We start from the raw sequence: 11,061 nt of genomic DNA on the forward strand, positions 1-11,061 counted from the left end.
CCTTCAAGACAGGCGGGAAGCGGCTCTGACCTGCGCGTACGGGCGCATGGAAAAACCGTGCGCGGCATTGCGCAGGCAGGAGGCTCTGGCGGAGACGTCGGCGGTGCTGGGGCTCGTCAGCTCGCCGGACAGATGGCGCTGGACATGCGGCCGAGGTCGACGTGCCGCCGACTCACCAAGGCAATTCCAGTTCCGGACATGGCGAAAGCGTGTCACGGCGATCTGGACACAGTCCAGCTTCGTCCGCGATGCGGACACCCTTGTCTCGTTCTGCGAGACAAGGGTGTCGTCGATCACATGGGCCGCGCGTCCTCTTGTCCGCGCAGGTCACAACAGGTAGGGGCGGCCGCTCAGGCCCGGAACGCCCCTGGCCACGGGCCCGGCGCGGACACCTCGGGCTGCTCCTCGACCTTGGTGTCGAACAGCTTGAAGCCGCGGCGCCGGTAGTTGTCCCTCGCGTGCTCGCCGTCCAGGCTGCACGTGTGCAGCCACACCCGCTTGGTCTGGGGCAGTCCGGGCCAGCGCTCCGCGAGGTCCCAGGCCCGGGCGGCGCCGTAGGACAGCAGGTGGCCGCCGATCCGCCGACCGCGGAAGGCCGGCAGCAGGCCGAAGTACACGATCTCCACGACGCCGTCGTCCTGCGGCTCCATCTCGACGTACCCCGCCGGAGTGCCCCGGTCGTAGGCGACCCAGGTCTCCACGCCCGGCCGGGCCAGGTGCTCCTCCCACTGCGCGTACGTCCAGCGCAGCCGGTCGATCCAGCGGATGTCCCCGCCGACGGACGCGTACAGGAAACGGCTGAACTCGGGGGAGGGGACCTCGGAGCGGACGATCCGGACGTCGCCCTCGGGCGCGTCGGCCGGGAGGAGGTCGGTCGGGTCCGTCTGCTCCAGGGACCAGGTGGTCACGGGGATGTTGGCCATGCCCGTCAGAAAATCATCTACTCCGTCGTTCTGTCGATCGAGGCCAGCGGCAGCGCGAAGAGCGTGCGGCCCGACTGGGCCCAGACCTCGCCGGTCGCCTCCCAGTAGGAGAGGGACTCCGTCTGCGGGCTCCAGCAGGAGTGCGTCCGCGCGGAGCCGCACTCGGCGGCGCCCGAACCGCTCGCCCGGTCGTCCTCGCGGCCGGCGTCCGCGGTCTGGCGCCACAGCGTCCCGTGCCGGTCGCGCGGACCGGCGGCGCGGGTCACGTACCACTGCTCCCGGTAGGCGAGGACGCCCCGCACGCCGGTCAGCTTCGTCTCGTACGCCTGCGAGGCGCGCACCCGCCCGGCCGCGTCCGCCGCGAGCAGCCCCGTGCGTCCGGGAGCCGTGCTGAAGGGGTACCGCCACAGACGGGCCCCCCGGTCGCCGTCACCGAGGGTCCATTCACCGGCCACCAGGCTGTCCGGCGCCGTGCTGCGGTCCAGGGAGACCGTGGCCGGACGCGGCGCGTCGGAGCCTCCGCCCAGCTCGTAGGAGCCGACGGCGGGCAGCACGAAGCGGTACCCGTGCGCCGACCAGCCGCCCGCGACCCGGCCGACCGCCTCCCCGGCGACCGTGGCGCGCTGGACGCGGTTCATGTCGTACACGTAGAGCGCGGCCCGGTCCCCGTCGTCGGCGGTGACCAGGAGCTTGTCGTGGTACCAGACCATCCCTGAGACATGGGAGACCAGTCCCCGGTAGTCGCGCCCGCCGTCGACCGGGACGGCCAGCAGCGCCCAGGTGTAGGAGAGGTGGTTCAGGTCGCCGGCGTCGACGAAGCCGACGCGGGCCAGCCCGTGGTCGGCCCTCGTTCCCCCGCTGCGCGACCAGCCCGAGAGGATCACCCGGTTCGCGCCCCACACGCCGTCGTCGTCCGCGTCCCCCGACGTGGTGACGGCGCCCGGCTGCCAGCCCCGGGTGTCGTCCGTGTTCCAGCAGTACGCGCGAGCGGCGGTGGGGGACACCGGCAGGGCCCGGCGCTCGGCCGGCGTGCAGTCGATCGCGTCCCGCAGGGTGCGGTCGGCCTCGTCCAGCACGGCTCCGACGCCGACCGGCTTGCCCATGCCCGCCGCGAGCCGGTCGAGAGCGGCCCGGGGGACCAGGTCCTCCGTGAGCCGCATGCTCGCGGTCCCGGCCGACGCGGTGAGCGGCTTCAGGCGTCCCGGCCCGTCGTGGGTGACCGTCGCCTGGGAGGCGCTGACGATGGTGGCGGCGGCGGTCAGCGCGAGGGCCGTTCCGGACAGGAACGCCCGCAGTGCCCTGCCTCGCCTACGCCGGCGGTGCCGGCCGCGATGTCTCATTCGTCCTCCCGAGGCGGGCCAACTGCGCCTGATGATCCGTACGTTGACCGAGGAGCAGGTGGGGTGACCCGTAGGGGATGCTACGGCAGTCGGCCCCCGCACAGGACGAAGACTGCGCAAATATGCGGAAGACGTCATCGAGACGGTGTCGACGCGTCATCCTGGTCCCGGCGCCGGCGTCCGGTCGCGCACCACCGCGGGCGCGGTCGAGTGGGGCAACAGGCCCCGCGGATCGGCCGGAAGCCGCACCTCGACCTCGGCGCCTTCGCAGAAACGATACGGCCGGTGTTCCAGCAGTCCGCCCAGATACCGTCGCACCCGGGACATCTCGGCCCGCACCGTCACCGTCCGGTCCGGGTCGCCGAACAGGTCCCCGGCCAGTTCGGCCGCGCTGCGGCCGCCGCGGTGCGCGGCCAGCAGATACAACAACTCGGCGTGCCGGGGAGTGAGTTCCCGGGACCACGAGCCCGCGGTCCCCGACACCGCCACCGACCACCGCCCCGCCGGCGCCAGGTCCAGCACGATCCGCGTCGCGTCGCGCGGCGACGGCTCGGCGGCCTCGTCCACGGAACGCACCAACCACCCGCCGGCCAGTGGCTCGATCACGCACATCCCGAGGGCGGGCAGCCACCGGCGTCCCGGCGACGGCGACTTGGGCAGCGCGATCCGGCTCGTGTACGGCATCCCGGTCACCGCCGCCGTCCAGCCGTCCGCGTCCACCGCCGCCGCCCTGCCGTCGAGACGGGCCAGCACCGGCGCGGCCACCGCCCGCAACCGCTCCAGCGCCCCCAGATGCCGCTCGCGCAGCCTGGCCTCGGCGAGCTTCGCCACCGAGTCGACCCAGGCGAGGGTGGCCGGGTGCATCGTCTCCAGCGGTCCGCTGACGTCGACCACGCCGAGCAGCCGGCCGGTGCGCGGATCGGTGATCGGGGCGCCCGCGCAGGTCCAGGCCGTGTGCGAGCGCACGAAGTGCTCGGCGGCGAAGACCTGCACGGGCCGGCGCACCACCGCGGGCGTCCCCACGCCGTTGGTGCCGACCACGGCCTCGCCCCAGTCCGCGCCCAGTTCGAAACCGAGCCCGTCCGCCTTGCGCAGCACCGGGTTGCAGCCCTCCCGCCACAGCACCCGGCCCTCCTCGTCGGCGACGACCATGATGTGGTGGGCCTCGTCGGCGACCGACAGCAGGCCCTCCCGCAGCACCGGGAGCACCTCGCGCAGCGGGGACTGCTCACGCCGTCGCCGCACCTCGTCGGAGCTGAGCAGACCGGACCGGAAGTCGTGGTCGGGGTCGACCCCGCCGCGCAGCATGCGCTCCCAGGACTGCTCGATCACCGGGCGCGGCGCCACGCGCGCCCGCTGACCGGCCAGCCGGGCGTCGCGCACCTCGTTGAGCACCCGTGCCGCCCGCGCGGCGTCGACGGCCGCGAGCTGCGGCACGTTCATCGGTGGCATCACCACTGGGCCTCCCGGGAGCGCACGGGCGGACGACCGGATGTCAAGAGGGGACGTCGACTGTTTCCGGTCCTGCTGAAGGCCCCATCTTGCCGTCCGCGCGCGCCGGAGGGGCCCAGTCCGGTCACAACCACCGACACGTTGCAACCCTCTGCAACCCTGGTGAAGGTCCACAGACTGTTTGAAACTTGAGCCACGCCGTCCCGAGCGGCGATGCCGGCCTCGCAGGGCCAAGGCGGCGGGGGTGGTGCCGTGTCGGCGCAGCACCACCCCCGCTTCCCGCTCCCGCGGTCCTCCCCGCGGATCACCGCAGGTCGCAGCCGTCACAGGCGAGGCGCTGCCCGCTCGACGACCGACGCCAGGTCCAGGGTGTGCGGCAGCGTGCCGAAGGCCGCGCCGCCGTCCCCGCCCAGCCGCGAGGCGCAGAACGCGTCGGCCACCGCCGGCGGCCCGAACCGAACGAGCAGCGCGCCCTGGAGCACCAGTGCGAACCGCTCCGCCAGCCGCCGGGCCCGCCCCTCGGCGCCGTCCAGATCGGCCAGGTCCGTCAGCAGGTCCTTGATCGCGCCGTCCAGCCGGTGGTCGGCCCCGCGCGCCAGGCCCACCTCCCGCAGGTAGGCGTTCAGCGCCTGCGGCTCCCGTTGCAGGGCCCGCAGCACGTCCAGCGCCTGGACGTTGCCCGCCCCCTCCCAGACGGAGTTCAGCGGCGACTCGCGCACCAGCCGGGGCATCCCCGACTCCTCGACGTATCCGTTGCCGCCCAGGCACTCGGACGCCTCGACCGCCACCGGGGCGCAGCGCTTGGTCACCCAGTACTTGGCCGCCGGCACCGCGATCCGCAGCAGCGCCCGCTCCTGCTCGCCGCCGTCGTCGTAGGCCGCGGCCAGCCGCAGCGCGAGGGCCGTCGCCGCCTCCGACTCCACCGCGAGGTCGGCCAGCACGTTGCGCATCAACGGCTTGTCGACCAGCTTCCCGCCGAACGCCGCGCGGTGGGTGCAGTGATGGATCGCCTGGGCCACCGCCTGCCGCATCAGCCCGGCCGACCCGAGGACGCAGTCCACCCGGGTCGCGGCGACCATGTCGATGATGGTGCGCACCCCGCGGCCCTCCTCGCCGACCCGGCGCGCCCACGTCCCGTCGAACTCGACCTCGGCGGAGGCGTTGGAGCGGTTGCCCAGCTTGTCCTTGAGCCGCTGGAGACGGAAGACGTTGCGGGCGCCGTCCTGAAGGACCCGCGGAACCAGGAAGCACGTGAGCCCGCCCCCGTCCCGCGCGGAGCCCGCCTGGGCCAGCACCAGGAACCCGTCCGACATCGGAGCCGAGCAGAACCACTTGTGCCCGGTCAGCTCGTACGTCCCGTCCTCGGCGAGCGCGGTGGCGACGGTCGTGTTCGCCCGGACGTCGCTGCCGCCCTGCTTCTCCGTCATCCCCATCCCGAACAGGGCGCCGGCCTTGAGCGGGGCCGGGCGCAGCTCACGGTCGTAGACCGTGGAGGTCAGCCGGGGCTCCCACTCGGCGGCCAGCTCCGGGTCGGCGCGCAGCGCGGGCACCGCGGCGTGGGTCATGGACAGCGGACAGCAGGTGCCCGCGTCCACCTGCGTCCACACCAGGAACGCGGCCGCCCGCCGCACATGCCCGCCCGGCCGTGTCCAGGCGGCCGTCAGCCGGGCCCCGACCCCCTTGCCGAGCAGCCGGTGCCAGGCCGGGTGGAAGTCGACCTCGTCGATGCGGCGGCCGTGGCGGTCGTGCGTGCGCAGGACCGGCGGGTGCCCGTCGGCCTGCGCCGCCCACTCCTGCACCTGCTCGGATCCGGCCGCCCGTCCGAGCGCCGACAACTCCCCGTGCGCCTCGTCGGCCGACTCCGGACCGAGATGCCGTTCCACGGCCGCCACCAGCGCCTGGTCGGCGCCGTAGACGTCGTACCCGGTCAGGGGCGGGGGCTGGTTGGTCACGGTGTGCGTGCTGCCTGCCATAGCCCGAACCTACCCCCGGGTACGGCGGTCATGGCCGTCCCGGGACCGCGCCGCGGTCCCCGACCCGGTGAAGCCGCGTCGCCGGAGGTGAGTGCGACCCCGAACGGCGGATACCTTTAGGGCGTGCAGCCAGCAAGTCAGTCACCCGAGCAACCCGGGAGCCCCGCCGGGCGTCTCCACCGGGCGCGTGCCCTCTACCGGAACGTCTCCAAGCGGCGGACCGCCTGGCTGCTGTTGAAGGACACCGTCAATTCCTGCGTCGAGTACCGCATCCTCGGACTCGCCGCCGAAGCCGCCTTCTTCACGCTGCTGTCCGTGCCGCCGCTGCTGCTCAGCCTCATCGGCCTGCTCGGCTACGTCGACGACTGGACCGGCACCGACACCATCACCAGCCTGGAGACCAACCTCATCGAGGCCTCGCGCACGGTCCTGTCCGACAAGGGCGTGCGGCAGATCGCCCAGCCGATCCTGGACGACGTGCTGAAGGGCGGCCGTCCCGACGTCATCTCCATAGGCTTCCTGTTCGCCCTGTGGTCCGGGTCGCGCGCGGTGAACGTCTTCATCGACACCATCACCGTCATGTACGGCCTCGACGGCGTGCGCGGCATCGTCAAGACGCGGCTGGTGGCGTTCCTGCTGTTCGTCGCGGCCCTGCTGATCGGCTCGGTCGCGCTGCCGCTGATGGTCGCGGGACCGGACGCGGTGGTGCGGATCGTGCCGTGGTCGACGACCGTCGTGCAGGTGCTGTACTGGCCGGTGGTCATCGTGCTGTCGGTGGCCTTCCTGACCACGCTCTACCACGTCTCCGTGCCCGTGCGGTCACCGTGGATCGAGGACGTCCCCGGCGCGCTCGTGGCCCTCGCCATGTGGGTGCTGGGCAGCTTCCTGCTGCGGATCTACCTGACGAGCACGATCGAGGGCGCCACCATCTACGGCTCCCTCGCGGCTGCCGTGGCCGTCCTGCTGTGGATCGGGGTGTCCGCCTTCGCCGTGCTGGTGGGGGCCGCCGTCAACGCGGCGATCGACCGCGTCTGGCCGGCCGCCGCGACCGCCGCGGCCCGCGCCGCCAACGAGCGTATGCGTCAGGAGGAGGCCGCGGAGTACGTCGCCCGCATGGCGCTGGCCCGCGCCCACGAGGACGACGACCCGGACGACCCCGACATGCCGTCCGAGTTCCCGGAGAGGTGGTCGCGCTTCCTCCCGCCGGAGGACGTGACCGCCCGCCTGCGCGCCCACGTGAAGAGCGCCCCGAAAGCGAACGGCGCGAACGGCGCGAACGGCGCCAATGGCGGGGACGACGGAGAAGGCGGGGACGGGGAGGAGGAACCTCCGCGGAAGTGATCCCCCGCCCGGCCGGCGAGACCCCGCGCGGGCCTTCCCGGAGGGCCGAGCGCTACAGGACAGCGAGCTCGGGGCCCGGGGTGAAGGCCGCAGGCCGGGGCCGGGCGGGACAGCGGCTCGGGCCGTGTCCGGCGTAGGCTGGCGGGCGTGTACGCGGAGCGGGCCTCACGGCTGGGCGGTGCGGTGGTGTGGACGACCACCCCGTCGACGCAGGCCGCCGCGCACCCGGCGCTCCCCGTGCTCCCCGACGGCTGCATGGACCTCCTGTGGAGCGAGGGCAGCCTGCTGGTCGCCGGACCGGACACCCGGGCCCACGTCCCCGAAGGCCCCTCGGCCTCCTGGTCGGGTCTGCGTTTCTTCCCCGGCTCCGCGCCCGCCCTCCTCGGCGTCCCGGCCCACGAACTGCGCGATCGCCGGGTGCGGTTGGCCGATCTGTGGCCGGCGCGCGAGGTGCGCCGCCTCAGCGACCGGATCGCCGCCGCACCGCACCCCGCGTCCGCACTGGAGGCGGTGGCGCTGGAGCGGGCCGAGCCGCCCGGGCCCGCGCTGCGCGCCCTGGTCTCGGCCCTCGCCGCGGGCCGTCCCGTCGCCGCGACCGCCGACGAACTCGGTCTCGGCGCACGCCAGTTGCACCGACGGTCCCTGAACGCCTTCGGCTACGGCCCCAAGACGCTGGCGCGGATCCTGCGTCTGCAACGGGCGCTGGCCCTGGCCCGTTCGGGTCTGCCGTACGCGCAGGCGGCGGCGGGGTCCGGTTACGCGGACCAGGCCCACCTGTCGCGCGACGTACGGGAGTTCACCGGTCTGACCCTGGGAGAACTCCTGCGCGGACGGGCCGGGACGGGCGAACCGCTCTGAGGGCACACCGCGGGCCCGGGGCCGGGTGTCCGCGGCGCGCGTCCTCGCCCGGCCGGCTACCCGGGCAGCGGCGCGAACAGGTCGACGCCGTTGCCGTCGGGGTCGAGCACGATGGCGTACCGCTGGCCCCAGAAGGCGTCGAACGGGCTCAGCTCGCCGGGGTGGCCGGCGCCCACCAGGTCCTCGTAGAGCGTGTCGACCTCGCCGGGCGAGTCGCAGCGCAGCGCGAGCGAGGCGCGGGCGCCGCCGGACGGAGGCCGCCACCGCGGGTGGAACGAGCGGACGGTGTCCTCGGTGTCGAGCAGCAGCCGCAGCCCGCCGGGCAGCCCGGCCTCTGCGTGGGGTTCGCCCTCGGCGCCCTCGGCGAACGCGAAGCCGAGCCGGCGGTAGAAGGAGACGGAGGCGGCCATGTCGGAGACGACCAGGCCGATGGCATCGAAACGTGCACTCATGGGGCCACGGTAGGCAGAGCCGGGGCGACCGGTCTTGAAGGAAACGGACACGCCGGCGACCAAGGGGCCGCCCCCGTTCACGGCACCACACCAGCGGATCGGGACCCCGACTTCCTCGCTCATCTGCGCGGCGGGCTCCTGTGGGCGGCCCGTGCCGCGCCGGACAAGTGACGTTTCTTCGGTGAACCGCTTGCGCCATCGGGGTGACCGGGGGCCGCGCGGCGGACGGCGTCCGCCGCGCGCACGGCGATCCTCTTGTCTCGGAAACCTGTTCCGAATCGCCCTTCCGGAAAGACGTACCGGAAGAGGCCATCCAGGAGGAGCCCCACCGTGACCTACGGGACCAGACTGCGCGAGCGTATCGCCGGCCCCGGGACGAATCCGCTGATCGGCGTGTACGACATGTACTCGGCGTCGATCGCGGCACAGCACTACGACGGGATGTTCGTCTCGGGATTCGGATTCGCGGCCTCCTACTACGGGCTGCCGGACATCGGCTTCATCGCCTGGCCGGACATGATGGCCTTCGTGCAGCGGTTGCGGGGCGCGTTCCCACGGCACCACCTGCTCGTGGACATCGACGACGGGTACGTCGACCCGGAGGTCGCCTGCCACGTGGTGGAGGGGCTGGAGCGCATCGGCGCCTCCGGCGTCATCCTGGAGGACCAGAAGCGGCCGCGCCGCTGCGGGCACGCGGACGGCAAGCAGGTGCTGCCGTTGCACGAGTACCTCGCCAAGCTGGACATGGTGCTGGCGACCCGCGCGGACCTGGTCGTGGTCGCCCGCACGGACGCCACGGACGAGAAGGACATCCTCCACCGCGCGGAGGCGCTCGCCGCCACCGACGCGGACGTCGTCCTGGTCGACGGCGTCCGCAGCGTGGAGTGGATCCGCCGGATCCGTGCCGTGGTCGGCGACAAGCCGCTGCTGTTCAACCAGATCGCCGGCGGCAAGTCGCCCCGGCTGTCCCTCGGCGAGCTGTCCGACCTCGGTGTGGACGTGGCGATCTACAGCACCCCCTGTCTGTTCGCGGCCCACGAGGCGATGCACTCGGCCCTCGCGGACCTGAAGCGGACGGACGGACGGCTGCCCGCGTCCGACGCGGCGAACGGGGTGGGGGTGGCGACCGCGACCCGGCTCCTGGAGGCCAACATCGCGCACCGCCGCCCGGCGCCGGAGAACCCCGTCCACCGGCCGGACACGACGGGCGGGCACACCGCGCAGGAACCGACGGCCGAGGCGGTGTCCGCGGGCCGGTGACCCTGCGGCCCGCGACGCGTTCCGGGCGGGGGACGCGGGGCGCGGAATGGGCGCGCGGGCGACCGGGGGAGCCGGGGTGTGCAGTGTGGGGTGCGGACAGGCGGGAGCCCGGGTGCGGGGCCGCGCCGGAGCGGCGAGCGGCCTGGGTGATGAAGGGCCTGAGGCGTCAGAGCCGCGGAGGTGCGGCGCTGGAGCGCTGCACGAGCCGGGTCGACAGTTCGGTCCGCGTGCCCTCCGGCCGCTCCCCGTCCATCATCCGCACCAGCAGGCGCAGCGCGGTCGCCGCCGTCTCCGCGAGCGGCTGGCGGACCGTGGTCAGCGCGGGGGTGGTCCAGCGGGACTCGGGCAGGTCGTCGAAACCGACCACGCTGACGTCGTGCGGAATCCGTAACCCCCGCTCCGCCAGGGCCCGGTAGGCGCCCAGGGCCATGCGGTCGGAGCAGACGAAGACGGCCGTCGGCGGCACGGCCAGGTCCAGGAGCTCGTGTGTGCGCCGGTGGGCGAGGGCCTCGTCGAAGCCGCCGTCGCGGACGTACTCGGGGTGCTGCGCGAGGCCGGCCGCGGCCAGCGCGGAGCGGTAGCCGGCGACCCGGGCGCCGCTGCACATCCTCCGGCTCGGCCCGGTGATCACGGCGATCCGCTCGTGACCGAGGGCCAGCAGGTGTTCGGTCGCCGTCACCCCGCCCTGCCAGTTCGCCGCGCCCGTCGACACGACCCCGGCGGGGGGCTCCAGAACGGGATCGATCATCACGAACGGGATGCGGTGCTGCGCCAGCCAGGCGTACTGGGACCGCGTCAGCTCCGCGAGATCGAACAGGACCCCTGCCGAGCCTCGCACGGTCAGCCGGTCCAGCCACCCCCGTCGCGGGCGTCCGGCGGGGGTGCGGGAGAGGGCGGCGGAGACGACGAGGTCCAGCCCCGCTTCGTGCGCCGCCTCCTCGACGCCCCGCAGGACCGCGCCGGACCGCGAGTCGTCCAGCGAGTGCACGACGAGGTCCACCAGCCGGGGCGGCTTGGACGCGTCGAACCGGGGCCGGCGCACGTATCCGAGCCGGTCCAGCGCCTCCGTCACACGGCGCCGGGTCTCGGGAGCGACGTCCTCCCGCCCGTTGACCACCTTGGACGCGGTCGGGACGGACACGCCCGCCTCACGGGCCACGACCGCCAGGGTCGGCCCGGCCGCCACGCCCGCACCCGCCGTGCGCACCATGCGGAACCACCTCTCCGGCCCGCCCGAGGGCCAGCGAAAGTTCGACCAGCGCCGCGAGGGCCCGCCGTCGGGGCGACCGCTCGCAGAAAGCGCTTGCTATCCTAGGGGTGCCCCGGCACGGCGGGAAGACGCCGGGTGACGCGGGATCATGGACGTCCGGAAAGCCCCCTGTCCGGGCGGGCGCGCCACCACGACGACCGGCCCGGGTCGGGCGCGTACCGCTGGAGGGTGGCTGGTGCGGGGGCGGTGGCG

Annotated in this window: 10 protein-coding genes; 3 read left to right on the forward strand and 7 right to left on the reverse strand. The window is 74.0% G+C overall.

What is annotated here, in order from left to right; genetic code table 11:
• Window positions 1–3: 3 nt before the first annotated feature.
• The 5 genes from KMS84_RS43435 to KMS84_RS04250 all read right to left on the reverse strand — a co-directional run bounded on the left by KMS84_RS43435 (window position 4) and on the right by KMS84_RS04250 (window position 5,688).
• Window positions 4–297 carry a hypothetical protein gene (locus KMS84_RS43435; protein WP_256914654.1) on the reverse strand — a complete coding sequence of 98 codons (294 nt, stop codon included), beginning with the start codon at window positions 295–297 and terminating at the stop codon, window positions 4–6.
• Window positions 298–350: 53 nt separating this feature from the next.
• Complete coding sequence (locus KMS84_RS04235) at window positions 351–923, reverse strand: GNAT family N-acetyltransferase (protein ID WP_256914655.1); 573 nt, start codon at window positions 921–923, stop codon at window positions 351–353.
• A 17-nt stretch (window positions 924–940) separates the two neighbouring features.
• Window positions 941–2,263: a hypothetical protein gene (locus KMS84_RS04240; RefSeq protein ID WP_256914656.1), complete on the reverse strand. Its 1,323-nt coding sequence runs from the start codon at window positions 2,261–2,263 to the stop codon at window positions 941–943.
• Window positions 2,264–2,419: 156 nt separating this feature from the next.
• On the reverse strand, window positions 2,420–3,706 hold the full coding sequence (locus KMS84_RS04245; RefSeq protein WP_256914657.1) for a helix-turn-helix domain-containing protein: 1,287 nt from the start codon (window positions 3,704–3,706) through the stop codon (window positions 2,420–2,422).
• Window positions 3,707–4,038: 332 nt separating this feature from the next.
• Entirely contained in the window at window positions 4,039–5,688 is a 1,650-nt protein-coding gene (locus KMS84_RS04250) for an acyl-CoA dehydrogenase family protein (RefSeq protein ID WP_256914658.1), read from the reverse strand.
• Window positions 5,689–5,811: 123 nt separating this feature from the next.
• On the opposite strand from KMS84_RS04250, the gene KMS84_RS04255 reads away from it, so the two are divergent.
• Window positions 5,812–7,029 carry a YihY/virulence factor BrkB family protein gene (locus tag KMS84_RS04255; RefSeq protein WP_256914659.1) on the forward strand — a complete coding sequence of 406 codons (1,218 nt, stop codon included), beginning with the start codon at window positions 5,812–5,814 and terminating at the stop codon, window positions 7,027–7,029.
• Between the two features lie 147 nt (window positions 7,030–7,176).
• The gene (locus tag KMS84_RS04260) at window positions 7,177–7,887 is read left to right on the forward strand and encodes an AraC family transcriptional regulator (RefSeq protein ID WP_256914660.1); all 711 of its coding nucleotides are present in this window, start codon (window positions 7,177–7,179) and stop codon (window positions 7,885–7,887) included.
• A 56-nt stretch (window positions 7,888–7,943) separates the two neighbouring features.
• On the opposite strand, the gene KMS84_RS04265 is transcribed toward KMS84_RS04260, so the two are convergent.
• Window positions 7,944–8,339 (reverse strand): VOC family protein, encoded by a 396-nt coding sequence (locus tag KMS84_RS04265; protein ID WP_256914661.1) that lies wholly within the window; start codon window positions 8,337–8,339, stop codon window positions 7,944–7,946.
• Between the two features lie 330 nt (window positions 8,340–8,669).
• On the opposite strand from KMS84_RS04265, the gene KMS84_RS04270 reads away from it, so the two are divergent.
• A complete protein-coding gene (locus KMS84_RS04270) occupies window positions 8,670–9,599 on the forward strand; it encodes an isocitrate lyase/PEP mutase family protein (RefSeq protein ID WP_256914662.1) in 930 nt (309 codons plus the stop codon).
• 166 nt (window positions 9,600–9,765) lie between these two features.
• Here KMS84_RS04270 and KMS84_RS04275 read toward each other — a convergent pair whose 3' ends face one another.
• Window positions 9,766–10,809: a LacI family DNA-binding transcriptional regulator gene (locus KMS84_RS04275; RefSeq protein WP_256914663.1), complete on the reverse strand. Its 1,044-nt coding sequence runs from the start codon at window positions 10,807–10,809 to the stop codon at window positions 9,766–9,768.
• Window positions 10,810–11,061: the final 252 nt, after the last annotated feature.

Source organism: Streptomyces hilarionis, assembly GCF_024539675.1.
Lineage (GTDB): Bacteria > Actinomycetota > Actinomycetes > Streptomycetales > Streptomycetaceae > Streptomyces > Streptomyces hilarionis.